We start from the raw sequence: 25,842 nt of genomic DNA on the forward strand, positions 1-25,842 counted from the left end.
AACGATGGGCCCCCGCTGCCCGTTAGGCCGCGGGAGGAAGTCACAATGCGCTATATTTCGATTGCAGCTCTTGTTGCTGCTGCCGTGATGAGCAGCGGTGCCGCGTTGGCGCAGCATTCCGGTACGCCATCGGAACAGAGCGCGTGCACGCGCGATGCACAGCGCTTCTGCCGGAAGGACCTCGGCAATGACGGTGCCGTGCAGAACTGTCTTCAGATGAAGCGGGCCAGCCTGAGCCGAAGCTGCAAGAAGGTTTTCGAAAGCCACGGAATGTAACCCGTCGCCTGCCAACGCGCATGCGACGTGACGGAGCGTGGCGTTTGAAGCCGCGAGCTGGCGGTGCGGCGCCTTGAGTGCGATCGGCGCCCGGCCTCCCTGCGCGCTCTGCCAACGGAGAGAGCGGAACGAAGAGCAAAGCTCGGACAAATCATGTCGCGAGAACGTTGTGGTGTGACTCACAGACCGCGCCACACACTCAATGTCGTCCTGGCGAAAGCCAGGACCCATTACCCCAAATGAGAGTTGTTGCGCGACGCTGGGGCCAACGATCCCATTCACGATCAAGTTCGGTGGTTATGGGTCCCTGCTTTCGCAGGGACGACGGCTGGAAATAGTTTGCGCTACAGCAGCATTGCGACAAGCGGCAGCGAGCTGTCTTCGCGCAGACGCGCCCCGCCTACTTCACCGCCGAGAAGCGGGTGTCGAACGAGTTGGTCTGCACCACAGGCGCGGAGCCGGCGAGTTGGGTCGACGACGACGGGGCCGGTGCGGCGGCTGCGGCCGTGGTCACTGCCGGCTTCGGCGCGGGCTTGGCGGCCTGCTTCGGCTCAGCCTTGGGGGCGACGCGAACCACCGATTGCGGCTTGGCCTCGGCGACCTTCGGCTTGGCTGGTGCGGCAGCGGCCGGAGCCGGCGCGGTCGTCTTGCTGGCGTCGGCGGTGCCGCCGATCCCGACCTTGCGGGCAAAACTGGAGAAGAAGCCTTCGGATTTGTCAGAGGTGGATTTGTCAGAGGCGGATTTGTCAGAGGCGGATTTGTCGGACGCGTTCGCCGAGGCGACGCGGGTGCTGGCCGACGATGCGGTGGACGACGTTGTCGCCACGACCGGCTCTTCCTGCTGGACCGCGAGATTGGGCTTCGGCGGATTGACCGTACCGGGGATCGTGCCGGGCGCGCGCGCCAGCGACATCGAGGCCAGCGCCTGGCTGTCGCCGCCTTCGGAGAGGCCGGTGTTTCCTTCCGGAATCTTCGAGGCGAAGATCGCGTTCATGCCGCCGTCGATGCCGGTGTTGAGGCGCGCAACGGGCGTGCCCTTGGATACCAGCTTGGCGGTCTCGGCGGCGTCCTTCTGCTCCTTCTCGTGCACGGCGCTCGCGATCTCCTCGGGGATCACATAGGCCGGGCACTTCGCGGAGGCGTCGAACACCGGATCGCGTGTCGCGCCCGGCGCCTTCACCGCGTCGAACACATACTTCTTCTCGCAGAAGTCGACCTTCGGCTCCTGCTTCGTCACCTCGAAATGATCGTAGCCTTCCTTGATCATCTTCCAGAACGGCATGTTCGGATTGTTGCGGTGCTTGGCCATGTTCACCGGCGTCATCCGGAACGGGTAGGCCTGCAGCTGGAACGCCTTCTGGCCGCCGAAGAAGGATTCGCGGCCGAGCGAGTAAATCTCTGCGATCTGCTCGTCGGTCATCGCGTAGCAGCCGCGCGAAGAGCAATCGCCGTGCACCATCAGCTGCGAGCCGGTGCGGCCGAGCGCCTTGTCGAAGGCGTTGGGATAGCCGGTGTTGAACGACAGGTAATAGGCCGACTGCGGGTTCATCTGGCTCGGGTTGATCGAGTAGAACCCTTCGGGCGCCTGGCGGTCGCCTTCGCGGACCTTCGGACCGAGGTCGCCCGACCAGCGGCAGATTGGATAGGTCTTGAGCAGCGCGAACTGGCCGGAGCGGTTCTGCTTCCAGACCTCGAGCTCGGCCTCCTGCTTGAACAGCCGCACCAGGATCGGCGACTGCATGTCCATGTCCTTTTCGGTCATGGCAGCGACGAGCTTTGGCGGGACCGGCTGGTTGGCCTTGGCGTTCTGCGCGAGCGAGATCTGGTCGCTGTCACAACCGGCGAGCATGACGCCTGCGGCGAGGACCGCCGAGGTCAGAAGCGCGCGTACGAGCGTGCGATGAGTCAAGTCCGAGCTCCACACCCACCGGGCGATTTTCGCGACCCCAACACGGCGAATATGCCCTGAAGCCATTGTGTAAAATATTAGCCTTCGACGACCCCTGCTCGCAACCTGAACCGGGGCGGACAGCCCTCACGGTAGCAGGCATGGTTCAAGGAATGTTAAAGACCCGGCTCGGGGCCCAATTACGGCAAAATTGGTCGATTTGGACGAAAAATCGGGCGGTTTGGGCGCCTCAGCCGAGCTTGCGGCCGATATCGAGGAATTTCTGGCGCCGCTGTTTGCGAATCGCGTCCGGATCAAGATTTCGTAGGTCGTTGAGCGCCTGGGCGACGGCATCGCCGGTGGTCGCGATCATCGCGCCCGGGTCGCGATGAGCGCCGCCCGAGGGCTCCTTCAGGATCTGGTCGATCACCCCGAAGCGCAGCATGTCCTGGGCGGTGATCTTCATGCTGTTGGCGGCTTCCTGCGCCTTGGTGCCGTCGCGCCACAGGATCGAGGATGCCGCCTCCGGCGAGATCACGCTGTAGATCGCGTGCTCCATCATCAGGACGCGGTTGGCGGTAGTGATGGCGATGGCGCCGCCGGACATGCCTTCGCCGGTGACGATCGCGACATTGGGCACGCCGAGCGACAGGCAGGCGTCGGTCGAGCGGGCGATCGCCTCGGCCTGGCCGCGTTCCTCGGCGCCGATGCCGGGATAGGCGCCGGCGGAATCAACGATCGACAGCACCGGAATGCCGAACCGGTCGGCCATCTCCATCAGCCGCACCGCCTTGCGGTAGCCTTCGGGCCGCGCCATGCCGAAATTGTGCTTGATGCGGCTCTCGGTGGTGGCGCCCTTCTCCTGGCCGACCACGCAGATGCTCTCGCCGCGGAAGCGGCCGAAGCCGCCGACCAGGGCCTCGTCGTCGGCGAATTTGCGGTCGCCGGCCATCGGGGTGAATTCGGTGATCAGGCCGCCGATGAAATCGGTGAAGTGCGGCCGCTGCGGATGCCGCGCCACCAGCGTCTTCTGCCACGGCGTCAGATTGGAATAGAGCTCGGTGAGCGCCTGCGCCGCCTTGTCCTCGATCCGCGCGACCTCGTCGCCGATGTCGCTGCCGCTCGCGGCAAGCGCACGCAACTCGTCGATCTTGGATTCAAGCTCGGCGACGGGTTTTTCGAAGTCGAGATAGCTGCGCATCGGGTCGGGCATCAACTCAATATAGGGAGGAACGGTGCGAGGGGCGAAGCGGTTTCGGCGTCGGAAAGAGAAGCTTTGTAACTTCAAACGGTTAACGCGCATCCGGGTGGAATGCACGCTTCGGGATCGCAAGCAGGTGACGCTCTTTCTGCGGAGACGAAGCGGAAGTCAAGGCGGATTGCTCGTAGCCCGGATGGAGCGAAGCGCAATCCGGGGAGCTATATCGACCGATATTCCATTCCCGGATTTCGCTTGCGCTTCATCCGGGCTTCTGTAACGGGCCTTGGTTAGTCAATCCCTTTTCGCGTCATCCACTCGCCGGGCACTTGCTTCTGTACGGGATCGGCGCGAAGGCCGTCGCCTGATGGGGTGCATTGAGGAGCCGGCCGGCCAATCTACGGATTGCGTGGTCGTGAGCCACTTCCCGGATGGCGGCCTGACCGGATCCATCGTCCCAGCGGAGGGACTTCGCTCGGGGAGAGCCTGGTGTCGTGGCCCGCCCGGAACCGATTGCTGCTCCTGGCTAGATGGCCTTGGTCATCGGGTTGAACGGTTTGGTGTCGGCGAGCATGCGATGCAGGATCACGGCGAGCTTGCGAGCCAGCGCTACCTTGGCCTTGCGCATGCCTGCGCGCCGGGCGATCCGCATCGCCCAGCTCTTCAATGCCGAGCAATTCTTGACCGGCTTGGTCAGCATGACGTGAGCTGCCTGGTAGAGTGCCTCGCGCACGGAGGCATCCCCGATCTTGCTGATGCGGCCGGTGTAGTCGGTCTCACCGGACTGGTACTTCTTCGGGGTGAGCCCAAAGTGGGCTCCCGTGGCCTTCGAGGAGCGGAAGCGCTTCGGGTCGTCGATCGCCGCGGCATAGGTGAGCGCCACGATCGGACCAACGGACGGCGTTGTCATCAGGAGCTTGGCGGATGGATGCGTCCTGGCGAGCTTCTGGGTGTGCTTGTCCAGGCTCTTGAACTCCCGCAGCAGCACCGCATGGGCTTGGAGCAGCGCCGCCGCGACCAACTCCAGTCCGGGATGGCCGGTCACGAGCTCGCGGATGCGTCCGGCGAACGTGCGCTCGGTGGTCGCACCGACCTTCAGGCCAAAACCGCGAAGTATGCCGCGCAGGCTGTTCTCGACATCGCGAAGCTTGGATTGCAGCAGCTTGCGCGCCGTCAGGATGGCGCGGGTCTCCTGCGCCGCGACCGACTTGCAGTGCACCGGCCGGAACCAGCCGAGCCGCATCAACTGCGCGATCCGGCGGGCATCGTTGCGGTCCGTCTTCACCGGCATCGACTTGAAGGCTTCGCGAACGTGCCGCGTTTCCAGCAGCTCGACCGCAAGCCCTGCGTCTCGCAGACCCGCATACAGCCATTGCGACAAGGGGCCTGCCTCCAGCCCGATCCGTTCCAGTACCAGACCCAGCGACCGGAACCAGGCGATCAGCGCCGCCGGCTCGCTCGCAACCTTCGTCTCGCGCAAAATCTTGCCTGTCCCATCGACAAGGCAAACGCTCGAGCATTCCAAAGACACGTCAATTCCTGCATAGTGGTACATGGTCGTCCCTTAATGATGCTTGGAGCGGGCTTGCCCGACTCCGTTGAACACCATCAGTTTGAGGGACGACCGCCTTCCAACCAACAGGCCGCTCGCGAGCGCGCTTCCAAATTGCGCCGTAGCGAGCGGGCGGCCGGCCCGTTACCCCATCTACGGATCCCTAGGACTTCTCCGCCAACGGGTGCAGGTCGCGGACCAGGCTCTTCAGCCGCTCCTCGACCACATGGGTGTAGATCTGGGTGGTCGAGATGTCGGTGTGGCCGAGCAGGGTCTGCACGATGCGCAGGTCCGCGCCATTGTGCAGCAGATGGCTGGCAAACGCATGACGCAGCACGTGCGGGGAGACCAGCCGCGGCGCAAGGCCGGAGGCGCTCGCGAGCTCCTTCAGATCGCGGGCGAAATGCTGCCGGGTCAGATGGCCGCTCTCGCCGGAGGACGGAAACAGCCATTTCGCCGGCGCGGCCTTCTTCGCCTTCGGCTGCATCACTTCCAGCGCGGCGAGATAGTCCGCCATCGCCTGGCGCGAGGCGTCGTTCAGCGGCACCAGCCGCTCCTTGTTGCCCTTGCCGCGCACCACGATCATCCGCGCGTCGCGCCGCGCCGCCGAGACCGGCAGCGACACCAGCTCGGAGACGCGCAGGCCGGTGGCGTAGAGCACCTCGAGCAGGCAATACAGCCGCAGCGCGCGCAGCCGCTGCGCCGGCGAGACGTCGGTCTGGGTCAGTTCCTTGGCGCGGGTCAGCATGCGGTCGACGTCGGCGATCGACAGCACCTTGGGCAGGCCGCGGCCGCGCTTCGGGCCGGACAGGATCGCGGCCGGATCGTCGGTGCGGACCCGCTCATTGAGCAGGAAACGGTAGAGATGCCGCATCGCCGACAGCCGCCGCGCCACGCTGGTCGACTTGAAGCCTCTGACATCGAGGTCGGCGAGGTAGCCACGCAGCGTCTCGGTGTCGGCGCTGGTGAAATCGGCGCCGGCATGGGCGAGGTAGTCGGAGAAATCGGTGAGGTCGCGCCGGTAGGCGTCGAGCGTGTTGGCGCCGGCGCCCTGTTCCGCGGCGAGCATGTCGAGGAACAACGCGGTCAGTCTGGCGTCGGAGGACTTGGCGAGGGTCTTGGCGGGATTTTTGGCAGCAGCGGGCATGCCGGAATCATAGCGTCTATTTCTTGAGGAACTTATCCGGTGGGATGGTCACCGTCATTTCCCGCGGTTTCGGGTGCACGAAATTAGCCAGCGCGAAGACGATGCCGTAGCCGATCCCGAAAATCACGGCGACGACCGTCAGGAAGCGGAACAGGCTGGGCATGGAGGCGACTCGGGCGGCGAATTAACCAATGAAATCATCCAACATGTTCCCCGCGCGGTTGCAAGAGTCGCTGGTAAGGGTGTCGCCGGGGGTAGTATAGGTGGCTCGAATTCTGAACAATTCGTCCCAATATCCGAGCTTTTTGATGTCCGACGCAGCCGTACCGGCGCCTACCCACCCGACCCTGGAGGCCGACATCGCGGCCGCGCTGGGGACGAGGTCGATCGTGCTGGTCGGCATGATGGGGGCCGGCAAGTCGACCATCGGCCGGAGGGTGGCGGCGCGACTCAAGCTGCCGTTCACCGATGCCGACACCGAGATCGAGGCGGCGGCGGACATGACTATCCCGGAGATCTTCGAGAGCAAGGGCGAGCCGTATTTCCGCGACGGTGAGGCGCGGGTGATCGCCCGCATCCTCGGCAATGGCCCGGTCGTGCTGGCGACCGGCGGCGGCGCCTTCATGCGCGAGGAGACCCGCAACCGGATCCGCGACCGCGCGATCTCGATCTGGCTCAAGGCCGACAGTGATATCATCATGCGCCGGGTGCGCCGCCGCGCCGATCGTCCGCTGTTGCACACCCCTGACCCCGAAGCGACCGTCAACCGCCTGCTCAGCGAGCGCGAGCCGGTCTACGGCACCGCCGATTTGACGATTGCCTCGCGCGACGTGCCGCACGACCGCATCGTCGACGAATGCCTCGAGGCCCTGCATGCGCATCTGTGCGGTGCGCGTCCGGCCGACGAGCAACCACCTGTGATGGATTGAACGCGACCTCATGACTGCGCCCTTGAAACATTCCGCCTCAGTTACCGTCGACGTCGCGCTCGGCGACCGCGCCTATGACATCGTGATCGGCCGCGACGTGCTGCAGTCACTCGGCGAGCGTGTCGCGGCGCTGCGGCCCGGCGTGCGTACCGCCATCGTCACCGACCGCACCGTCGCCAAGCACTGGCTGGAGCCGACCGAGGCGTCGCTCGCCGCCGCGGGGGTGCCGACGTCGCGGATCGTCGTCGAGGAGGGCGAGGGCTCGAAGAGCTATGCCACGCTGACCGAGGTCAGCGAGGCGCTGATCGCGGCGAAGATCGAGCGCAATGACCTCGTGATCGCGCTCGGCGGCGGCGTGGTCGGCGATCTCGCCGGCTTCGCGGCCGCGATCCTGCGCCGCGGCGTCGATTTCGTGCAGGTGCCGACCTCGCTGCTGGCGCAGGTCGATTCCTCCGTCGGCGGCAAGACCGGCATCAACTCGCCGCAGGGCAAGAACCTGATCGGCGCATTCCACCAGCCGGTGCTGGTCATCGCCGACACCTCGGTGCTCGACACGCTGTCGCCGCGCCAGTTCCGCGCCGGCTACGCCGAGGTCGCGAAATACGGCATCCTCGGCGACGAAGCCTTCTTCGCCTGGCTCGAGAAGAACCACACCGACATCTTCGCCGGCGGCGCCGGGCGCGAGCACGCGATCGCAACCTCCTGCCGCGCCAAGGCGGGCGTCGTCTCGCGCGACGAGCGAGAGACCGGCGAGCGGGCGCTGCTCAATCTCGGCCATACCTTCGGCCATGCGCTGGAAGCCGCAACCGGCTTCTCCGACCGGCTGTTCCACGGCGAGGGCGTCGCGGTCGGCATGGTGCTGGCGGCGGAATTCTCGGCGCAACTCGGCATGATTTCGTCCGACGATGCGGGGCGCATCGCGCGTCATCTGTCCGCGGTCGGATTGCCGACGCGCCTGCAGGATATCGCAGGCTTCGCGCAGGAAGGCCTTGCCGACGCCGACGCGCTGCTGGCGCTGATGGCGCAGGACAAGAAGGTCAAGCGCGGCAAGCTCACCTTCATCCTGCTGGAGGCCGTCGGCCGCGCCGTGATCGCCAACAATGTCGAGCCGCAGCCGGTGCGCGACTTCCTGCAAGCCAAGCTGAAGGCCTAGACCGGGATGCCTCTCCTTCGGATCGTCATCCCGCTCTATCTTTTTGATTTGAGCATGATCCTTTCGGAAAACCGCTACACACTTTTCCGGATCATGCTCTAGCCACGGATCAGTTCAGTGGGATGGTTCACCTTCTCGATCGTGCTGCTCTGCCTGTTCATCTCGGCGTTTTTCGCGGCGAGTGAGACGGCGCTGACCGGCGCCTCGCGCGCCAGCATGCTGCGGCTGTCGAAGCAGGGCAACACCGATGCCGGTGTGGTCTCCAAGCTGGTCAACATGCGCGAGCGCATGATCGGCGCGCTGCTGCTCGGCAACAACATCGCCAATATCGGCGCCTCGGCGCTGGCGACCGGCGTGTTCACCGCCTGGTTTGGCGACGTCGGCGTGCTCTATGCCACCGCTGTCATGACCGTGATGGTCGTGGTGTTTGCAGAGGTGCTGCCCAAGACCATCGCGATCAACGCGCCCGACCGCATCTCGCTTTTGGTCGCGCGGCCGATGCGGCTGACGATCTTCGTGCTGGGGCCGCTGCTCACCATCATCGAGACCATCGTGCTGGCGCTGATGAAGCTGCTCGGCATCAAGGTCGGGGCGCATCAGGCGGTGCTGTCGCCGACCGAACGTCTGCGCGGTGCGGTCGATCTGTTGCATCACGAGGGCAAGGTCGAGAAGCAGGATCGCGACATGCTCGGCGGCTTGCTGGATCTCAGCGAGCTGCAGGTCTCCGACGTCATGGTCCATCGCACCGAGATGACGATGGTCAACGCCGACCTGCCGCCCGAGGAACTGGTGCGCGAGGTGCTGGCGAGCGAATACACCCGCATCCCGCTGTGGCGGGAGAAGCCGGAGAACATCGTCGGCGTGCTCCACGCCAAGGACCTGCTGCGCGCGATGCGCGCCAACGAGGGTGACATGTCGGCGATCGATGCCTCCGCGATCGCGCTGCCGCCCTGGTTCGTGCCGGAGATGCGTCCGGTCTCCGAACAGCTGAAGGCGTTCCGTCGCCGCAAGACCCACTTCGCCCTCGTGGTCGACGAGTATGGCGAGGTCGAAGGCATGGTGACGCTGGAGGACATTCTGGAGGAGATCGTCGGCGACATCTCCGACGAGCATGACGTCGTCGTTGCCGGCGTGCGGGCGCAGCCGGACGGCTCGGTCGTGGTCGACGGCTCGGTGCCGATCCGCGATCTCAACCGCGCGATGGACTGGCGCCTGCCGGACGAGGAGGCGACCACCGTCGCCGGCCTCGTGATCCACGAGGCGCGCTCGATCCCGGAGCGCGGCCAGAGCTTCACCTTCCACGGCTTCCGCTTCCGCGTGCTCCGCCGCGAGCGCAACCGCATCACCGCGCTGCGCATCGTCGCCGTCCCGCGCGAGACCGAGCTGGAGGAGAAGAAGCCGAAGCGGGCGGGGACGGCGTTCTAGTTCGAGTTGGCTAGGCTGCCGGTACCGTCACCCTGAGGAGCGCGCATCGCGCGCGTCTCGAAGGGTCGACGGCCACCAGCCGGGCCGTGCATCCTTCGAGGCTCGCTCCGCTCGCACCTCAGGATGACGGTTTGGCGACTGCCCCAGTGCTACTCGATATCGATCGAGATACCCGACAGCTTCCAGGCGCCGTCGGAGGGGATGAAGCCGAGCTGATACTTCACCTGCTTGGGCGTGGTGTCGAAATGTCCCTTCAGTCGCAGCACGCCCTTGTCGTCGATCCTGGCGTCCTCGTCGAGAACGATCGGCTTGGCAACCACGGCGTCGAACACCGCATGCTTGTCGACCAGATCCTTGAAGATGGTCTTGAGCTTGTCGGGTGGAAACTGGTCGCGGAACGGCTTTGAGATCTTGGCGTGGAACACGGTGAAATTGTTCGCGGCCACCGCATCGTTGAGCGACACCAGGATGCTCTTGATCAGCACCTCCTGGACGAACGGGCTCGGCATGTCCAGCGCGGAGGCCGGGCGCATCGCGCAGATCAGGAGCAGGCCGGCGGTGACGATCGACCGGAAACGTGGCCAGCAACGGATCATCAATGGCCCCATATCATGCGTGGCGGTGCAATCCGTAGTTTCACCTGCTCACCTATGGAGCAGGTCCATCCTGTTCTCATAGAGGAAAACCACCGCTTCGTCTTGAGGCAAGCGCGAACTAGCGCGGCTTTTCCCCGGGGCCGTGGGCGTGGATCGCCAGCGCATGCACCGAGCCGGCGAGTTCCTGCGCCAGCGTCGCATTTATCATGCGATGGCGTTCGATCCGGCTCTTCCCTTCGAAGGCCGGAGACACAATATATACCCGAAAGTGCGTCTCCCCGCCTGGCCTGTGGCCGGCGTGGCCCTCATGCAGATGTGACTCGTCGACGACGTCGAGGCTTTCCGGCAAGAAAGCTTCACGCAACTTGTTTATGATAGCGTCTTTGGTGCTCATGGCGGCGGAGTTAGGTTCGCGACAGCTTTTCGTCAATGGTGCAAGCGGGAAACGAGGTCCGCGCAATGTCAAGACTTGAAGATTTGTGCATTGCGTAGTCAAAGAGAACATGCCGATCGATTCATCAAAATTCTTCGACTCCATTCGCATCAAGCCGACCAAGGTCAGTGCGAAGCGCCAGGCGCAGGCCGGCGAGCAGGCCGTGACCTGCGAGTGGGCGGGTTGCCAGAACAAGGGCGCGCATCGCGCCCCGAAAGGCCGCGAGAATTCACGCGAGTATTGGCACTTCTGTCTCGACCACGTCCGTGAATACAACCAGTCCTACAATTTCTTCCAGGGTATGAACCCTGACGACGTCGCGCGCTACCAGAAGGACGCGCTGACCGGCCACCGTCCGACCTGGAAGATGGGCGCCAACAACGGCAAGAAGGGCGAGAGCGGTCTCGATGCCGCCTCCGATCCGTTCCACGTATTCTCCGAGCTCAACGGCCGCGGCCGCTGGCGCCCCGGACCCGGTGGCGCGGAGCCCAAGCCCGAGACCCGCAAGGTGATGAACGCCGAGCGCAAGGCGCTGCAGGTGATGGGGCTCGGGGCCGAGGCGACGCTCGAAGACGTCAAGTCGAAGTACAAGGCGCTGGTCAAGCAGCACCACCCCGACGCCAATGGCGGCGACCGCTCCACCGAGGATCGCCTGATCGAGATCATCAAGGCGTACAATTATCTGAAGACCGTGGTGCGCGAGGCCTGAAGTCTCTCGTCCTCGTCGCCCCTGCCTAGTGCGCAGTTGCGCACGGAGCTGGGGCCCATAACCACCGGCCGTTATCGTTTGCACAAGATGTCTGCCCGATTGCCCCATCGATGGGCCGCGGCGTGTGGGTCTCGGCCTTCGCCGGGACGACGGCGGAGTGTGTGGCTCCGCCATCGTAAACGTTGATGCGGCTTAGTTCTCACCCCTTCGGCACCGTCCCGACATAGGACGAGCTCGGCCGGATCAGGCGCCCGGTGCGCCGCTGCTCCAGGGCGTGCGCGGTCCAGCCGGCGGCGCGCGCGGTGGCAAAGATCGGCGTGAACGCCTGCCGCGGGATTTCCAGCCCGTCGAGCAGGATCGCGGTGAAGAACTCGACATTGGTCTCGAGCGGCCGCTCCGGATTCTTTTTCCGCAGCGCCTCGCGGATGTAGGCCTCGACCTCGCCGGCAAACGGCAGGTCGGCGCCACTGGCCTCGAGGCGCTCGATCGCGATCTTCAGCACGTCGGCGCGCGGGTCGCGCACGCGATAGACGCGGTGACCGAACCCCATCAGCCGTTCGCCGTGCGCCAGCGCGCCGTCGACCCAGGGCTTGATGCGCTCGCGCGTCCCGATCGCGTCCAGCATTTCGAGCACCGGCTCAGGTGCGCCGCCGTGCAGCGGGCCGGTCAGCGCGCAATAGCCGCCGGTGATCGCCGCGAACAGGTCGGCCTGCGTCGAGGCGATCACCCGCGTGGTGAAGGTCGACGCATTCATGCCGTGGTCGCAGACGGTGACGAGATAGGCGTCGAGCGCCGCCACCTCGCGCGGCTCGACCTTGCGGCCCAGCAGCATCCGCAGCGTGTCGGCGGCGTGGCCGGCATTCGGGTCCGGCGCGATCGGGTCGTGTCCCTTGGCGTGTTGGACCAGCGCGCCGGCGATCACCGGGAAGGCGCCGACGATGGTCGCCTCGTGCTCCAGCCCGCTCTCGCCGCGGAGGCCTGCGATCGCGGCCCGGAAGCCGTCGACGATCGACATGCCGCGCGTCGCCGGCAGCAGGTCCGGCAGGCGGGCGAAGGCGCGTTCGCGGGCGGCGCCGAGGCTGGCGCGGACATTGGCTTCACTCAGCGACTTGCCGGTGGCGCCGTTCCACAGCCGCGCCGTGACGCCCTCGAAGCTCGACTTGCCCGCGAGGTCGGCGACGTGCTCGCCGGCGATGATCAATTCGCCGCGCTCGCCGTCGACATGGCTCAACACGGTCTCGGCGGCAGGAACGCCGTCCAGACCGATCTGGCTCTTGGTGAGGTGCATATTCATGGCCTGATCTCCTTGCTTCACCCCTTCAAGGTCAGGCCTCTCGACGAGTTGATCAATCTTGATTATATAAATCAATATGAAAAAATCCGCCGAGCTTTACCTCTCCGCTCGCGAAGCCGCCGCCGAGCTCGCGATCTCGCCGGCGACCCTCTACGCTTATGTCAGCCGCGGGCTAATCCGCTCAGAGCCGTCGCCGGATTCGCGCAGCCACCGCTACCGCGCCGAGGACATCAGGGGGTTGAAGGAGCGCCGCGTGCCGTCGCCGGAGCCGCGGGGCTTCCGTAATTTCGACGCCGACCTGCCGGTGATGGATTCGGCGATCGCAACCATCACCGAGCAAGGCCCGATCTATCGCGGCGTCAACTGCGTCGAGCTCGCCGAGCGCGACACGCTGGAGCACACCGCGACGCTGCTGTGGGATGTCACCGGCGTCGATCCGTTCGCGCCGGACAATTGCCCGCACCTCTCGGACGAAATGCGCGCGATCGCTGAGGCCGCGCGCCGCGCCCAGCCGATCGACCGCACGGTGGCGGTGCTGGCGCTGGCGGCAAGTGCCGATCCCGGCGCCTTCACGCGCGCGCCCGACGGCCGCGCCATGGTCGGCGGCCGCATCCTGCGGCTGCTGGTCGCGACCATGCTGAACGCTGCGCCATCGAACGAGCCGCTGCACGAGCAGGTGGCGCAGGTTTGGACGCCAGGCAACAAGCACGCGCCCGACCTGATCCGCCGCGCGCTGGTGCTGCTCGCCGATCACGAACTGAATGCGTCGACCTTCACCGCACGCTGCGCGGCATCGACCGGGCTCAATCTGTACGACGCCGTGATCGCGGGTCTCGTCGCGTTGAAGGGACCGATGCATGGCGGTGCCGGCGTGCTCGCCTCGCGCCTCGTCAAGACGATGCTCGACAATGACGTTGCGCCGGTGGTTCGTGAGCGGGTCGCGCTTGGCGAGCGTTTCGCCGGCTTTGGGCACGGCGTCTACAAGAAGGGCGATCCGCGTGCGATCTCGCTGCTCGAAGCGCTGACGCGGGCCGGCGCGCCGCGCAAATTCACCAGGGAAGTGCCGGAGCGGATCGCGGAGGCAACGGGCGAATTCGTCAACATCGATTACGCGCTGGCGGTGCTGGTGCATGCGCTGCGGATGCCCGCGGGCAGCGAGCTTGCGCTGTTCGCGATGGCGCGCAGCGTCGGCTGGATCGCGCATGCCAGCGAGCAGCTTCAGCTCGGCAAGTTGATCAGGCCTCGCGCGCGCTATGTCGGTCCGGCACCCGGGCGGGCGGGAACGACCAACAGCATCTAGCGCATGATCCGGAAAAGTGGAGACCGGTTTTCCGAGAAGATCATGCGCAAGTGAAAGGAATTATTTCGCCGGCTTGGCCGGTTCGATCAGGCTGCCGCCATGCCGGCGGCGGATGGTCCAGACGGCCAGCGCCAGGATCACGGCGCCGCCCGCGACCGCAAACATCCAGAGATGCTTGCCGACATGGCCATGATGCGGCAGGCCGGCATAGTCATGCAGCGCGGTGACGGCGAGCACGCCGGGCAGCACATGCGCCGGCGCCCAGAGCAGGATCGCGGGGATGTTGACCGCGTAGAAGCGCGCCGGCGGCATGCCGAGCGCGCCGGCCGTGATCGGCACGAAGGCGCGGATCGGCGGCACGAAGCGGGCGAAGAACACCGCGAGCACGCCCCAGCGGTTGAAGAAGGCCTCGCTCTGCGCCACCACGCGCGGGTAGTTGGAAAGCGGCCAGGCCGACAGTATCTCGCGCTGGCTGCGGTGGCCGATCAGGTAGGCGGTGCCGTCGCCGAGCATCGCGCCGGCGGCCGCCGCGGCGAGCACCGGCAACAGCTTCAATTCGCCGCCCGGCACCAGCGCGCTCAACGCCAGGATGATGGTCGACCCCGGCACCAGGGAGCCGACCACCGGCACCGCCTCCAGCAGGGCGGCCAGAAACAGGGTCAGATAGGCAAGCCAGGCGTGGGCCGAAACGAACGCGATCAAAGGGTCAAGGAATGAAGTCACAAAATTCCCATGTGGCGGTGTTATCGATTTGAGAGCTAACAACTCCCCGCCGGGCTGAAAAGTGCCCGGCCCGGGCCGGCCGTCGTGGTGCTGCGGCGAAAGTACGGCGGGATTTGCAGGGCAGCCTTCCAAAAACCGAGTTTCGCTCCTATCTTTATGATAGAACAACGGAACTTTGATTTGCTCGCGGGCTTCTGCCAACCGTTGCTCTCTGCTAGGCTTATGCGTAGCACCCCATCCGCAGCCAAACGATTAATCTGGTTTCGGGAACGCCCGGGACCTCGGAGGATGAATGACGACCGCCGTCCAGACCAAAGCTCAGGAACCCGTCGGCTTGCCCGACATGAAGGTGTCGGTCCGGCAGGTCTTCGGGATCGATAGCGACCTGGAAGTTCCCGCCTATTCCGAAGTCGATCCGCATGTGCCGGAGGTCGACAGCGACTACCGCTTCGACCGCGCCACCACGCTCGCGATCCTCGCCGGCTTTGCCAAGAACCGCCGCGTGATGGTCACCGGCTATCACGGCACCGGCAAGTCCACCCACATCGAGCAGGTTGCGGCCCGCCTCAACTGGCCCTGCGTGCGCGTCAACCTCGACAGCCACATCAGCCGTATCGACCTCGTCGGCAAGGACGCGATCGTGGTCAAGGAAGGCAAGCAGGTCACCGAATTCCGCGACGGCATCCTGCCCTGGGCGCTGCAGCACAATATCGCGCTGGTGTTCGACGAATACGACGCCGGCCGCCCGGACGTGATGTTCGTGATTCAGCGCGTGCTGGAAGTCTCCGGCCGCCTGACGCTGCTCGACCAGAACAAGGTGATCAAGCCGCATCCGGCGTTCCGCCTGTTCTCGACCGCCAACACGGTCGGCCTCGGCGACACCTCGGGCCTCTATCACGGCACCCAGCAGATCAACCAGGGCCAGATGGACCGCTGGTCGATCGTCACCACGCTGAACTACCTCGCCCATGACGAGGAAGTGGAGATCGTGCTGGCGAAGGCGAAGCACTATCGCACCCAGGAAGGCCGCGACATCGTCAACAAGATGGTGCGGCTGGCGGATCTCACCCGCAACGCGTTCGCCAATGGCGACCTGTCGACGGTGATGAGCCCGCGCACGGTGATCACCTGGGCCGAGAACGCCGACATCTTCAGCGATATCGGCTTCGCGTTCCGCGTCACCTTCCTCAACAAGTGTGACGAGCTGGAACGGCCGCTGGTCGCCGAGTTCTACCAGCGCTGCTTCAACGTCGAGCTGCCGGAATCCTCGGTCAACGTGGCGCTCAGCTAGTCCATGCCGAAAATCTCCGTCGAGCGCACAGTCACACAGACGAAGAAAGCGGTGCTCGGCGGATTGCTCCACTACAACAACGAGAAGATGGGGAAGCAGAAGTACAAGCGCTTCGCCATCTCGCTGCGGCAAGGCGACAAGATTGTCGGCGGCATCGTCGGCGAGGTCTGGACCGCGGTGTTGTTCATCCAGTTGTTCTGGATGGAGCAGAAGTTTCGCAACAAGGGCTTTGGCGCGAAGCTGATCAAGGCGATCGAGGACGAGGCGCGGCGCTTCGGAGCGACGCGATCCTATCTGGATACGATGAGCTTCCAGGCGCCGGGCTTCTACCGCGCCAACGGATATAAAGAGTTCGGTTCGATTGAGGGGTATCCCGGCGGCGTAACGCGCCATTGGTTTACGAAATCGCTATGACAACCTCCAACATCAAATTCCGTCCCGGATCCAAGGAAGCGCCGACCGAGCCGTTCAAGCGCTCGGTATCGGCGTGCCTGAAGGCGATCGCCAAGAAGCCGGAGCTCGAGGTCTCCTTCGCCGCCGAGCGCCCGGGGCTCGCGCCCGGCAAGGCGCGGCTGCCGGAGCCGGCGCGCAAGATGACCAAGCGTGATGCGGCGATCGTGCGCGGCCACGCCGATTCGATCGCGCTCAAGATCGCCTGTCACGATCCCAAGGTGCATCGCAAGCTGATGCCGGGTAATCCGCAGGCGCGCGGCGTGTTCGAGGCGGTCGAGCAGGCGCGCGTCGAGGCGATCGGCTCGCGGCGGATGGCGGGCGTTGCGAAGAACCTCACCGCGATGCTCGACGATCATTTCCATCGCGGCAAGTATGACGAGATCACTGATCGCGCCGACGCGCCGCTGTCGGATGCGCTGGCGATGCTGGTGCGCGAGCGTCTCACCGGCATGGCCCCGCCCGCGGCCGCCAAGAAGATGGTCGATCTCTGGCGTCCGACCCTGGAGGACAAGATCGGCTCGCGGCTCGACAAGCTCAGCCGTTTCACCGAGGACCAGGCGAGGTTCGGCGACCTCGTCCATGATCTGCTGTCGGCGCTCGATCTCGGCGACGACCGCAACATGGATTCGGACGATGACGACGACCAGGACGAGAACCAGGACGGCGAGAGCGATCAGTCCGGCGCCGAGGGCTCGCCCGACTCCGATGCCGCGCAGGAGATGAGCGCCGACCAGGCGCAGACGTCAGCGGAAGAGATGAGCGAAAGCGCGATGGAGAGCGCGCAGGCCTCCACGTCTGATACGTTCGACGACGGCGAGCTCGGCGACGACGAGACGCCGGGCGAGGCGACGCGGCCGAATGCGCGCGGACAGAACGAGCCGCGCGGTCCGGAATATCACGCCTTCGCGCCGAAGTTCGACGAGGTGATCGCCGCCGAAGACCTTTGCGATCACGACGAGCTCGAGCGGCTGCGCTCCTATCTCGACAAGCAGCTCGCGCATCTGCAGGGCATCGTGGCGCGGCTCGCCAACCGCTTGCAGCGTCGGCTGATGGCGCAGCAGAACCGCGCCTGGGATTTCGATCTCGAGGAGGGCATCCTCGATCCGGCGCGGCTGTCGCGCGTCGTCACCGATCCCTATCATCCGCTGTCCTTCATGCATGAGAAGGAGGCGACCTTCCGCGACACCGTGGTGACGCTGCTGCTGGATAACTCCGGCTCGATGCGCGGCCGCCCGATCACGGTCGCCGCCACCTGCGCCGACATTCTGGCGCGCACGCTGGAGCGGTGCGGCGTCAAGGTCGAGATCCTCGGCTTCACCACGCGCGCCTGGAAGGGCGGGCAGTCGCGCGAAGCGTGGCTCGCGGCCGGCAAGCCGGCCAATCCGGGCCGCCTCAACGATCTCAGGCACATCATCTACAAGTCGGCTGACGCACCCTGGCGTCGCGCGCGGAAAAACCTCGGGCTGATGATGCGCGAAGGCCTGCTCAAGGAGAACATCGACGGCGAGGCGCTCGACTGGGCGCACAAGCGCCTGCTCGCGCGCCCCGAGCAGCGCCGCATCCTGATGATGATCTCCGACGGCGCGCCGGTCGACGACTCCACGCTGTCGGTCAATCCCGGCAACTATCTCGAGCGGCATCTGCGACACATCATCGACGAGATCGAGACCCGCTCCCCGGTCGAGCTGATCGCGATCGGCATCGGTCACGACGTGACGCGCTACTATCGCCGCGCCGTGACCATCGTGGACGCCGAAGAGCTCGGCGGCGCCATTACCGAAAAGCTCGCCGAGCTGTTCAGCGAGACTCACGGCTCGGCGCCCGCGCCGGGCGTCCGGCGCCGCCTCCACTCGTGAGACATGCGCTCATCCCCTAGCCGCCGCCGTTTCCTCCAGGGTATGGCGGCGGGGCTGTCGGTCGCCGCATTGCCGCGTCTTGCGCAGGCGCAGAGCGCGACCCAGCCGCCGGCAACGTCGAGGCCGGCTGCGAGGCCGAGCCCCTACCGGGTCAACGAACCGGTTTCGATCGACGTCAACGCGCGGCCGATGCCGTCGTTCGATATCCGCGACCGCGCGCGCACGCGGTTCGGCGCGCTGGAATATCGCAGCGGCCTGATCCTGACCTCGTCGTTCTCCGGCTTCGGCGGCCTCTCCGCGCTACGGCTCGATGCCAAGGGCGAACGCTTCATCGCGGTCAGCGACCAGGGCAGCTGGTTCACCGGCCGCATCGTCTATCGCGGCCGGGAGATGGTCGGGCTCGAGGATGTCGAAGCGGCGCCGCTGCTCGGCGCCGACGGCAGGCCGATCACCGCGACCCGCGGCTGGTATGATTCGGAATCGCTCGCGCTCGACGGCTCGTTCGCCTATGTCGGTCTCGAGCGGGTCAACCAGGTGCTGCGCTTCGATTTCGCCAAGGGCTTTACCCGCTCGCGCGGCGAGGTGATTGCGCTGCCGCCGGCGGCACGCAAGCTTCCCAACAACAAGGGGCTGGAGGGGCTCGTCTTCGTGCCGAAAGGCCAGCCGCTTGCCGGTACGCTGATCGCATTCTCGGAACGCGGGCTCGATGCGAGCGGCAATTTGGTCGCCTTCCTGGTCGGCGGCAAGACGCCGGGCCAGTTTAGCGTCCGTCGCAGCGAGAATTTCGATATCAGCGACGCGGTCCTGCTGCCGTCGGGCGGTCTGTTGATTCTGGAGCGGAAATTCTCCTGGTTCGGCGGCGTCGGCATCCGCATCCGCCGTCTCGCGCTGTCCGATATCGCGCCCGGCGCCGTGGTCGACGGCCCCGCGATCTTCAATGCCGATCTCGGCAACGAGATCGACAATATGGAAGGCATCGACGCCCATGTCACGGAGGAGGGCGAGACCGTGCTGACCATGGTCTCCGACGACAATTTCTCCCTGATCCAGCGCAACCTGCTGCTGCAGTTCACGCTGGTGGACTGAGGGCGCCGGCCCGGAGGGACCCCGTCAGGACATTGCTGATCTGCGCCCCGGCCTGCGCGGCCATCCGGACGGTTGGTGATCGGCCGTGGTGCCTCTATCTTAACCGGGCCCTCTCCCCGATCCCGGATATCCGCCGCATGAGCACCCTGTTCTCCCCGATCGAACTGCGCGACCTGAGACTCTCCAATCGCGTCATGGTCTCGCCGATGTGCCAGTATTCGGCCGTCGACGGCTCCGCCAACGACTGGCACTTCACCCACATCAACATGCTGGCCCTGTCGGGCGCGGCGATGTTCTGCATCGAGGCCACCCATGTCGAGGATATCGGGCGGATCACGCCGGGCTGCCTCGGTCTTTACAACGACGCCAACGAGGCGGCGCTGAAGCCGATCCTGGCCTCGGTGCGCAAGCATTCGAAAGCGGCGGTCGCCATGCAACTCGCCCATGCCGGCCGCAAGGCGTCGAGCCAGCGCCCCTGGGAGGGCGGGCAGTTGATCCCGATTGCCGAAGGCGGCTGGCAGACGGTCGGACCATCTGACGTCCCGCACAAGGAAGGCGAGGCCGCGCCGGTGGCGCTCGACGACGCCGGCCTGACGCGCATCCGCGAGGCCTTTGTCGCGTCGGCGAAGCGCGCCGACCGACTCGGCATCGATGCGCTCGAGCTGCACGGCGCGCACGGCTATCTGCTGCACCAGTTCCTGTCGCCGATCGCCAACAAGCGGACCGACCGCTATGGCGGCTCGCTCGAAAACCGCATGCGCTTCCCGCTGGAAGTGTTCGACGCCGTGCGCGCCGTATTCCCGGATCACAAGCCGATCGGCATGCGGGTGTCGGCGACCGACTGGGTCGAGGGCGCCTGGGACCTTGCGCAGACCATCGAGTTTGCCAGGGAGCTGAAGAAGCGCGGCGTCGACTGGATGGATGTCTCCTCCGGCGGTGTCTCGCCGTTGCAGAAGATCCCGCTCGGGCCGGGCTACCAGGTGCCGGCGGCGCTGGCGGTCAAGGAGGCGACCGGCGTTACCACGATGGCGGTCGGCCTGATCACGGAAGCGAAGCAGGCGGAGGAGATCGTCTCGTCCGGCAAGGCCGATATGGTCGCGCTCGCCCGCGGCATGCTCTACGACCCGCGCTGGGGCTGGCACGCTGCCGCCGAGCTCGGCGGCGAGGTGAGCGCACCGCCGCAATACTGGCGCTCGCAGCCCTCGACGCAGAAGGCGCTGTTCGGCAAGACCACGTTCGGGACGCGCTGACAGCGCACCTCGTGCGAGGTCACGGCATGGCGGGCCCGAACCAGCGCGTCAGCGCGGCGTCGAGGCCCGTCGTGTCGGCGTCGTCGGCCGCCCAGGCGATGCAGGCATCCGGGCGGATCAGCAGCGAAGCGCCGCTACGTCGCGGCACGCATCGCACGAAGATATCCCAGCGTGCCGCGATCGCTGACGCGGCTCCATCAGTCGCATCGATCAGCACGGCCCTGCCGTCCTCCATCTGATCGAACAGGGTTGTTTCCGCGTCGCCGTCGCCGAGAGCGAAATTGCCGGAGAGCCGGCCGACCGATGGATGGTCGCTGCCGAGATCGTAACGGATCCTGACGCCGCTGATCATTTCGCCGAAATAGCGGGTGCCCTCGTCAAGGCTCATCAGATCAGCGACGATGTCGCGCAGGGCGTCCGTCAACACATCAGGCCGCATCAAGGCGACCTGGGCGCGGGTGTTGGCCAGCACCCTTGCCGCGATCGGGTGCCGCTCCTCGGTGTAGCTGTCGAGCAGGCTGTCGGGCATGCGATCGCACACGACCGCCGCAAGCTTCCAGCCGAGATTGACCGCATCGAGCAGGCCGAGATTGAGGCCTTGTCCGCCGAATGGCGAGTGCACATGCGCCGCATCGCCCGCCAAGAGGACGCGGCCCCTGCGATAGCTGTCGGCCTGTCGCGCATTGTCGGTGAAGCGCGTCGCGGTCTTGACAGCGGTGACGCGAACGTCGACGCCGCTGATCCGGCGCAGGGTGGTCTCGATCTCCTCGCGCGTGACCGGCGCGCTGCGATCGGCCGGCGGTCCGTCGAACTCGGCCAGGAACACCCGGCCAGGAATCGGTCCATAGGCCATCATGCCGACCGGCGTTCGCCGCCAGCCGACCGGCAGAAGTCGATCCGGATGATCGAGATCGACGATGGCCTGGTGTCCGGTGAGGGTCGGTTCGGTGCCGGGGAATGCGAAGCCTGCGCGCTTGCGCACGGCGCTGCGTCCGCCGTCGCAGCCGACGAGATAGGCCGCGTGCAGCGTGGCATCGCCGGACGCGTCCTTAGTTTGCGCCACGACGCCGTCGCCGCTATCCTCGAAATCGATCAACTCGCAGCCGCGCCTGATCTCGATGCCGAGCGCGTGGGCGCGCTCGGCAAGCATGCTTTCCAGGGCTTGCTGGTTCACCCCGCGCAACCGCCGGTCCGGCTCGCGCTGACGCGTCTGGTCGATCAGGAAAATGCCCGAGAAGTGACCGCCGAATTTCTTGAACGGCAGGTCGTTCGCATCGCCCGAGCCCTTCATGAGCCTGGACATGCTGTCCGCCATGCTGCGTTCGACCGCATTCATCGCATCGCCGAGGCCGCGGCGCTCGAGGGCCTCGCCTGCCAGCGCGCCGATCGCGCCGGCCTTGATGGTCTGGTCGGGCTCGGCCAGCCGCTCGATGACGATCACGTCGGCGCCGCCCAGGGTCAGTTCGATCGCCAGCAGCAGTCCGGTCGGCCCGGCACCGACCACAACCACATCGGTTCGTTCACGCGTCACGCCGTCACCATAAAATTATACTAAGTATAATATTTATTATGGTACAAATTCCCGCATGTCAAATCAGGGCGGGTTGCGGGAGCGGAAGAAGGAGGCGACGCGCCAGGCGATCTCGGATGTCGCCACCGAGCTGTTCCTGGAACGGGGCTTCGACAATGTTTCGGTGGCCGAAGTCGCCGAGGCAGCCGAGGTCTCCCGGATGACGGTGTTCAATTACTTTCCACGCAAGGAAGACCTGTTCTTCGACCGTGAAGAGGAAAGCCGTCAGTTGCTGCGGACTGCCTTTGCCGAGCGTCCGGCCGGCGAGGCGCCGATCGCGACGCTCCGCAAGCTGGTGCACAGCCTGGCGGATCGCGTGCATCCGTTCGCGAAATTCACCGACGCAACGGCGAAATTCTGGCGCACCGTCGCCGAGAGCCCGGTGCTCTCGGCGCGGGCGCGCGAGATGCGTGACGAACTGATCGATGATCTCGCGAGCGTGCTGGCGGCAGCCATCAAGCGCCCGCTCGCCGATGCCGATGCCCGGCTCGCCGCGTCGATGGTGGTCACGGCGCTGACCGTCGCCTATGCGGAAGGGCTTCGCGAGCACAAGGCCCGCAGGTCGGCTGCATCGTCACGCGAGACCTTTCTGCGGATCATGGAGCGAAGCTTTTCCGGTATCGCGATCATGCTGAAGGATACGCCCTACGCATGAATCCCGGCCGAGCCGGATGCGACAAGGCCATTGTTCTGCCGTAGCCGGGGCAGCTACTCTCGAAGCGCGTGCGGAAGACACGCATCGAACAAAGAGAGGAAACCCATGGAACTCGGATACTTCGCGATGCCGTCGCATCCGCCGGAGTGCGGATTGAAGGAGGGCCACGACTGGGACCTGCAGGTGCTGCGCTGGCTCGACGAACTCGGCTATCAGGAAGCCTGGATCGGCGAGCACCACACCGCACCCTGGGAGCCGCACCCGTCGCCCGACCTGCTGGTGGCGCAGGCGCTGCTGCAGACCAAGAACATCCGCATCGGACCCGGCGGCTTCCTGCTGCCGTATCATCACCCGGCAGAGCTCGCCAACCGCGTCGCGATGCTCGATCATCTCTCGAACGGGCGGCTCAACTTCGGCGTCGCGGCCTCCGGGCTGCCGAGCGACTGGGCGATGTTCAATGTCGACGGCATGTCAGGACAGAACCGCGACATGACCCGCGAGGCGCTCGAGATCATTTTGAAGATGTGGACCGAGCCGGCGCCCTGGACCCACAAGGGCAAGTTCTGGACCGTGACCAAGCCGGACACGATGTTCGATTTCCTCAAGCCGCATATCAAGCCTCAGCAAGCGCCGCATCCGCCGATCGGCGTCGCGGGGCTCTCCAAGAATTCGGACACGCTGAAGCTCGCCGGCGAGCGCGGCTTCATTCCGATGAGCCTCAACCTCAACCCGGCCTATGTCGGCAGCCACTGGGACTCGGTGGAGGCGGGCGCGGCCAAGACCGGCCGCACGCCGAGCCGCAAGGATTGGCGAATGGTGCGCGAGGTATTCGTCGCCGACACCGATCAAGAAGCATGGAAGCTGTCGACCGGCGACATGATGGGCCGGATGATGGGCGAGTACTTCCTGCCGCTGCTCGGCCACTTTGGTTTCAAGGATTACTTGAAGGCCTCGCCCGACGTGCCGGACAGCGACGTCACGGTCGAATATTGCGCGCGCAACAACTGGATCGTCGGCTCGCCCGCGACCGTCACCGAGAAGATCGAGCAGATCTACCAGGAGGTCGGCGGCTTCGGCGTGCTCCTGGTGTTCGGCTTCGACTACAAGCACAAGCCGGAAGCCTGGCACAATTCGCTGCGGCTCCTGAAGCAGGAGGTGCTGCCGCGGCTGAAGCATCTCGACGCCTCGGTCGGCCGCGCGGCGTAGGTTTGGCGGAGAGGATAACAAGGGGCAGCGGTAACGCTGCCCCTTGTTCACGACGGATCGCCGGCGTCAGGTGGTGCCGAGCCAGAACCGCGTTTCGGTTTCCGCCCAGCCCTTGCCGATGCGGTTGCTCAGCCAGGTGTCGCTGCGCTTCAGACCCTTGTCCTTCTGGCCCTCCGGCGTGTTGCGCCAGGCCTGCCAGCGATACTGGCCGTAGATGCTGACGATGCGCGCGGCATAGGTCAGCGCCAGCTGCGAATCGCCCCTGATGATGACGAGGTTGTCGTCGTTCTTGGTGCTGGCGCGGTCGGAGAAATTGTGCGAGCCGGTCATGACCACCGCGTTCTTGCCGGCCGGATCCAGCACGATCACCTTGCTGTGCACGGCGATCATGAATTTGCCGGTGTTCTTGATCTCGTGCTCCCACCAGTCCGCGGTCTTGTCGATGCCGGCGGGCCGGATCACGTCGGCGATCTGCTTGCCCTTGAAGACCTGCTGCTGTCCGTCGCCGGCCAGGAGCTGCAGCTGATCCTTCGGGCTGTCCTTGCCCTGCGCCGGGAAATTGTTGAGCACCCCGCGCACATAAAGCTTCTTGTCCTGCGCCTTCTCCAGGATCGGGCCGAGCAGGCCCTTGTTGCCGGGATTGAGCATCAGGCACGCCGCGCCATGCTCGGTGTCCTCGATCATCCTGGTGGCTTCCTTGAGGTCGCCGCTCCTGGTGGTGGGCGTGAACCAGACGCTGAGCTTCGACTTGCCGATGGTGAAGGGCCATTCGTGATCGCCGGCCACGGCCAGCGCCTTCGGCGACTTGCTGCCGTCGGCGTAGATCGCTTTCCAATGGTCATGATAGGCCGCCGCGACCTTGTCGTCGGTGATCTCGAGCCCGTTGTTGTTCTGGGTGCACAGTCCGGACCGGGTCCAGTTGGTGCTGCCGGTCCAGACCACCTTCGGCTTCTGCGCGCCGTCGCAGAACACCGCGAACTTGTTGTGGGCGTAACGGCTCGGCGCGATCTTGCGGCGAACGATGTCGACGCCGGCCTTCTTCAGCACGCCGGCGTTCTTCTCGGTGTCCTTGGCGGTGGCGTCGGACTTGCCTGTGCTGTTGCCGAGCACGACGTGCGCCTTGCCCTTCATCGCGGTCAGCGCGGCGATCAGCTCAGGGTCGTTGAGCTCGTAGAGCGCGAGATAGACGTCGCGCTTGCTCTTCTTGGCTTCAGCCAACAGCGCCAGCAGGCGGGCGCCGAGCTGGCCCTTGAGGAAGTCACGGATCTTGTTGCCCTTGGTCGAGATCGCCTTCTCCAGGGTTTGCGCCGGCTTTTTGTCCTTGCCGATCGCGCGCGACAGCCATTGCGCCGAGATCGTGCCGCGGTTGAACCATGGCTTGAGCAGGCCCGACGGCATTGCGGAGACGTATTCGGTCCATGTCGCTGGCGCACTGTAGGCGGGCTTCACCTTGGTGGCGCCGTCCTTGAGAACCGGAACGACGCCATAGCGGACCGGCGCGTCGGTTGGCGCCAGGAAATCGGTCCAGTTGGTCTTCTGCACCGGCCATTCGGTGCTCGGCCGATGTTCGCCCGGCTTGTGATCCTGCGCCTGGTCCTCGAACCCGACCCAGGTGTCGACCACGGTTGCACTTTTGCCCTGCTGCTGACGATACAGCGCAAAGCCGAGGCAGTCCGGGATCATTGCCGCGACCTCCCAGACCACGAAGATGCCGTCGGTGGTCGGGAACGCCTGAATTGTGGAAATCATGGTGATGCCTCCAAATCGCGGCTGAGAAATATCCGGTCGACATGAACCTGGCGCGTCAACGTCGCCCGGCGATCCCTGAAGTCGCGTCGGATCGTTCCGGGCG

Annotated in this window: 24 protein-coding genes and 1 pseudogene; 14 read left to right on the plus strand and 11 right to left on the minus strand. The window is 65.6% G+C overall.

The genetic code is table 11. The annotated features are described in order from the left end of the window. Positions 1–45 precede the first annotated feature (45 nt). Both ACVMB1_RS35825 and ACVMB1_RS35830 read left to right on the plus strand, forming a co-directional pair. Complete coding sequence (locus ACVMB1_RS35825) at positions 46–276, plus strand: hypothetical protein (protein ID WP_028337297.1); 231 nt, start codon at positions 46–48, stop codon at positions 274–276. Between the two features lie 722 nt (positions 277–998). Continuing rightward, on the plus strand, positions 999–1,397 hold the full coding sequence (locus tag ACVMB1_RS35830; RefSeq protein WP_371852085.1) for a hypothetical protein: 399 nt from the start codon (positions 999–1,001) through the stop codon (positions 1,395–1,397). A gap of 278 nt (positions 1,398–1,675) precedes the next feature. Here ACVMB1_RS35830 and ACVMB1_RS35835 read toward each other — a convergent pair. From ACVMB1_RS35835 to ACVMB1_RS35855, 5 genes and pseudogenes are all read right to left on the minus strand, one after another. Further along, a pseudogene (locus ACVMB1_RS35835) lies at positions 1,676–2,251 on the minus strand (L,D-transpeptidase family protein); the annotation flags it as partial. 163 nt (positions 2,252–2,414) lie between these two features. Next, a complete protein-coding gene (locus ACVMB1_RS35840; protein WP_076824843.1) occupies positions 2,415–3,377 on the minus strand; it encodes an acetyl-CoA carboxylase carboxyltransferase subunit alpha in 963 nt (320 codons plus the stop codon). 511 nt (positions 3,378–3,888) lie between these two features. After that, a complete protein-coding gene (locus tag ACVMB1_RS35845) occupies positions 3,889–4,917 on the minus strand; it encodes an IS110 family RNA-guided transposase (RefSeq protein WP_057016162.1) in 1,029 nt (342 codons plus the stop codon). Positions 4,918–5,077: 160 nt separating this feature from the next. After that, positions 5,078–6,061: a site-specific tyrosine recombinase XerD gene (xerD, locus tag ACVMB1_RS35850; RefSeq protein WP_057015546.1), complete on the minus strand. Its 984-nt coding sequence runs from the start codon at positions 6,059–6,061 to the stop codon at positions 5,078–5,080. Positions 6,062–6,077: 16 nt separating this feature from the next. Then, complete coding sequence (locus tag ACVMB1_RS35855; protein WP_016843561.1) at positions 6,078–6,224, minus strand: hypothetical protein; 147 nt, start codon at positions 6,222–6,224, stop codon at positions 6,078–6,080. 145 nt (positions 6,225–6,369) lie between these two features. On the opposite strand from ACVMB1_RS35855, the gene ACVMB1_RS35860 reads away from it, so the two are divergent. The 3 genes from ACVMB1_RS35860 to ACVMB1_RS35870 all read left to right on the plus strand — a co-directional run bounded on the left by ACVMB1_RS35860 (position 6,370) and on the right by ACVMB1_RS35870 (position 9,568). Further along, the gene (locus ACVMB1_RS35860) at positions 6,370–6,990 is read left to right on the plus strand and encodes a shikimate kinase (protein WP_076824827.1); all 621 of its coding nucleotides are present in this window, start codon (positions 6,370–6,372) and stop codon (positions 6,988–6,990) included. A gap of 10 nt (positions 6,991–7,000) precedes the next feature. Next, the gene (aroB, locus tag ACVMB1_RS35865) at positions 7,001–8,143 is read left to right on the plus strand and encodes a 3-dehydroquinate synthase (RefSeq protein ID WP_057015544.1); all 1,143 of its coding nucleotides are present in this window, start codon (positions 7,001–7,003) and stop codon (positions 8,141–8,143) included. A 117-nt stretch (positions 8,144–8,260) separates the two neighbouring features. After that, complete coding sequence (locus ACVMB1_RS35870) at positions 8,261–9,568, plus strand: HlyC/CorC family transporter (protein ID WP_076824825.1); 1,308 nt, start codon at positions 8,261–8,263, stop codon at positions 9,566–9,568. 149 nt (positions 9,569–9,717) lie between these two features. Here ACVMB1_RS35870 and ACVMB1_RS35875 read toward each other — a convergent pair whose 3' ends face one another. Next, entirely contained in the window at positions 9,718–10,164 is a 447-nt protein-coding gene (locus ACVMB1_RS35875) for a hypothetical protein (RefSeq protein WP_076824822.1), read from the minus strand. Between the two features lie 118 nt (positions 10,165–10,282). Further along, the gene (locus ACVMB1_RS35880; protein ID WP_028338206.1) at positions 10,283–10,558 is read right to left on the minus strand and encodes a BolA family protein; all 276 of its coding nucleotides are present in this window, start codon (positions 10,556–10,558) and stop codon (positions 10,283–10,285) included. Positions 10,559–10,667: 109 nt separating this feature from the next. Between ACVMB1_RS35880 and ACVMB1_RS35885 the strand changes: the two genes are divergently transcribed. Further along, the gene (locus ACVMB1_RS35885) at positions 10,668–11,306 is read left to right on the plus strand and encodes a J domain-containing protein (protein WP_028338207.1); all 639 of its coding nucleotides are present in this window, start codon (positions 10,668–10,670) and stop codon (positions 11,304–11,306) included. Positions 11,307–11,505: 199 nt separating this feature from the next. Here ACVMB1_RS35885 and ACVMB1_RS35890 read toward each other — a convergent pair whose 3' ends face one another. After that, entirely contained in the window at positions 11,506–12,600 is a 1,095-nt protein-coding gene (locus ACVMB1_RS35890; protein WP_076824820.1) for a citrate synthase/methylcitrate synthase, read from the minus strand. Between the two features lie 76 nt (positions 12,601–12,676). Between ACVMB1_RS35890 and ACVMB1_RS35895 the strand changes: the two genes are divergently transcribed. Then, positions 12,677–13,900 (plus strand): citrate/2-methylcitrate synthase, encoded by a 1,224-nt coding sequence (locus ACVMB1_RS35895; protein ID WP_057015541.1) that lies wholly within the window; start codon positions 12,677–12,679, stop codon positions 13,898–13,900. A 60-nt stretch (positions 13,901–13,960) separates the two neighbouring features. Here ACVMB1_RS35895 and ACVMB1_RS35900 read toward each other — a convergent pair whose 3' ends face one another. Further along, a complete protein-coding gene (locus ACVMB1_RS35900; RefSeq protein ID WP_057015540.1) occupies positions 13,961–14,623 on the minus strand; it encodes a DedA family protein in 663 nt (220 codons plus the stop codon). A 292-nt stretch (positions 14,624–14,915) separates the two neighbouring features. On the opposite strand from ACVMB1_RS35900, the gene cobS reads away from it, so the two are divergent. The 5 genes from cobS (at position 14,916) to ACVMB1_RS35925 (ending at position 20,559) form a co-directional block, all read left to right on the plus strand. Continuing rightward, entirely contained in the window at positions 14,916–15,914 is a 999-nt protein-coding gene (gene cobS, locus ACVMB1_RS35905) for a cobaltochelatase subunit CobS (RefSeq protein ID WP_057015539.1), read from the plus strand. A gap of 3 nt (positions 15,915–15,917) precedes the next feature. Then, a complete protein-coding gene (locus ACVMB1_RS35910; protein ID WP_076824818.1) occupies positions 15,918–16,328 on the plus strand; it encodes a GNAT family N-acetyltransferase in 411 nt (136 codons plus the stop codon). Further along, positions 16,325–18,223, plus strand: a complete 1,899-nt coding sequence (gene cobT, locus ACVMB1_RS35915) for a cobaltochelatase subunit CobT (RefSeq protein WP_076824816.1) — start codon at positions 16,325–16,327, stop codon at positions 18,221–18,223. Before ACVMB1_RS35910 ends, cobT begins: the two co-directional genes overlap by 4 nt. A gap of 3 nt (positions 18,224–18,226) precedes the next feature. Next, the gene (locus tag ACVMB1_RS35920; protein ID WP_200844626.1) at positions 18,227–19,309 is read left to right on the plus strand and encodes an esterase-like activity of phytase family protein; all 1,083 of its coding nucleotides are present in this window, start codon (positions 18,227–18,229) and stop codon (positions 19,307–19,309) included. Between the two features lie 137 nt (positions 19,310–19,446). Beyond that, positions 19,447–20,559: an NADH:flavin oxidoreductase/NADH oxidase gene (locus ACVMB1_RS35925; protein ID WP_057015537.1), complete on the plus strand. Its 1,113-nt coding sequence runs from the start codon at positions 19,447–19,449 to the stop codon at positions 20,557–20,559. Positions 20,560–20,578: 19 nt separating this feature from the next. Here the strand turns inward: ACVMB1_RS35925 and ACVMB1_RS35930 are convergent, their stop codons facing one another. Then, positions 20,579–22,090 (minus strand): FAD-dependent monooxygenase, encoded by a 1,512-nt coding sequence (locus ACVMB1_RS35930; RefSeq protein ID WP_200844625.1) that lies wholly within the window; start codon positions 22,088–22,090, stop codon positions 20,579–20,581. Positions 22,091–22,145: 55 nt separating this feature from the next. Here ACVMB1_RS35930 and ACVMB1_RS35935 point away from each other — a divergent pair, with 55 nt between their 5' ends. Together ACVMB1_RS35935 and ACVMB1_RS35940 are read left to right on the plus strand one after the other, a co-directional pair. After that, complete coding sequence (locus ACVMB1_RS35935; protein WP_076824810.1) at positions 22,146–22,784, plus strand: TetR/AcrR family transcriptional regulator; 639 nt, start codon at positions 22,146–22,148, stop codon at positions 22,782–22,784. A 105-nt stretch (positions 22,785–22,889) separates the two neighbouring features. Next, entirely contained in the window at positions 22,890–23,990 is a 1,101-nt protein-coding gene (locus tag ACVMB1_RS35940; protein WP_076824808.1) for an LLM class flavin-dependent oxidoreductase, read from the plus strand. Positions 23,991–24,056: 66 nt separating this feature from the next. Here ACVMB1_RS35940 and ACVMB1_RS35945 read toward each other — a convergent pair whose 3' ends face one another. After that, positions 24,057–25,739, minus strand: a complete 1,683-nt coding sequence (locus ACVMB1_RS35945; protein ID WP_076824806.1) for a phospholipase D-like domain-containing protein — start codon at positions 25,737–25,739, stop codon at positions 24,057–24,059. Positions 25,740–25,842 lie beyond the last annotated feature (103 nt).

The sequence above is a fragment of the Bradyrhizobium sp. USDA 4504 genome, from assembly GCF_054063995.1.

Coding starts and splice junctions, on each gene's coding strand:
- ACVMB1_RS35840 (WP_076824843.1), bottom strand. CDS start 3,377: ATGCCCGACCCGATGCGCAGCTATCTCGACTTCGAAAAACCCGTCGCC.
- ACVMB1_RS35920 (WP_200844626.1), top strand. CDS start 18,227: ATGCGCTCATCCCCTAGCCGCCGCCGTTTCCTCCAGGGTATGGCGGCG.
- cobS (WP_057015539.1), top strand. CDS start 14,916: ATGACGACCGCCGTCCAGACCAAAGCTCAGGAACCCGTCGGCTTGCCC.
- ACVMB1_RS35845 (WP_057016162.1), bottom strand. CDS start 4,917: ATGTACCACTATGCAGGAATTGACGTGTCTTTGGAATGCTCGAGCGTT.
- ACVMB1_RS35885 (WP_028338207.1), top strand. CDS start 10,668: ATGCCGATCGATTCATCAAAATTCTTCGACTCCATTCGCATCAAGCCG.
- ACVMB1_RS35880 (WP_028338206.1), bottom strand. CDS start 10,558: ATGAGCACCAAAGACGCTATCATAAACAAGTTGCGTGAAGCTTTCTTG.
- ACVMB1_RS35910 (WP_076824818.1), top strand. CDS start 15,918: ATGCCGAAAATCTCCGTCGAGCGCACAGTCACACAGACGAAGAAAGCG.
- ACVMB1_RS35825 (WP_028337297.1), top strand. CDS start 46: ATGCGCTATATTTCGATTGCAGCTCTTGTTGCTGCTGCCGTGATGAGC.
- ACVMB1_RS35945 (WP_076824806.1), bottom strand. CDS start 25,739: ATGATTTCCACAATTCAGGCGTTCCCGACCACCGACGGCATCTTCGTG.
- cobT (WP_076824816.1), top strand. CDS start 16,325: ATGACAACCTCCAACATCAAATTCCGTCCCGGATCCAAGGAAGCGCCG.
- ACVMB1_RS35855 (WP_016843561.1), bottom strand. CDS start 6,224: ATGCCCAGCCTGTTCCGCTTCCTGACGGTCGTCGCCGTGATTTTCGGG.
- ACVMB1_RS35940 (WP_076824808.1), top strand. CDS start 22,890: ATGGAACTCGGATACTTCGCGATGCCGTCGCATCCGCCGGAGTGCGGA.
- ACVMB1_RS35925 (WP_057015537.1), top strand. CDS start 19,447: ATGAGCACCCTGTTCTCCCCGATCGAACTGCGCGACCTGAGACTCTCC.
- aroB (WP_057015544.1), top strand. CDS start 7,001: ATGACTGCGCCCTTGAAACATTCCGCCTCAGTTACCGTCGACGTCGCG.
- ACVMB1_RS35860 (WP_076824827.1), top strand. CDS start 6,370: ATGTCCGACGCAGCCGTACCGGCGCCTACCCACCCGACCCTGGAGGCC.
- ACVMB1_RS35935 (WP_076824810.1), top strand. CDS start 22,146: ATGTCAAATCAGGGCGGGTTGCGGGAGCGGAAGAAGGAGGCGACGCGC.
- ACVMB1_RS35895 (WP_057015541.1), top strand. CDS start 12,677: ATGAAAAAATCCGCCGAGCTTTACCTCTCCGCTCGCGAAGCCGCCGCC.
- xerD (WP_057015546.1), bottom strand. CDS start 6,061: ATGCCCGCTGCTGCCAAAAATCCCGCCAAGACCCTCGCCAAGTCCTCC.
- ACVMB1_RS35875 (WP_076824822.1), bottom strand. CDS start 10,164: ATGATCCGTTGCTGGCCACGTTTCCGGTCGATCGTCACCGCCGGCCTG.
- ACVMB1_RS35890 (WP_076824820.1), bottom strand. CDS start 12,600: ATGAATATGCACCTCACCAAGAGCCAGATCGGTCTGGACGGCGTTCCT.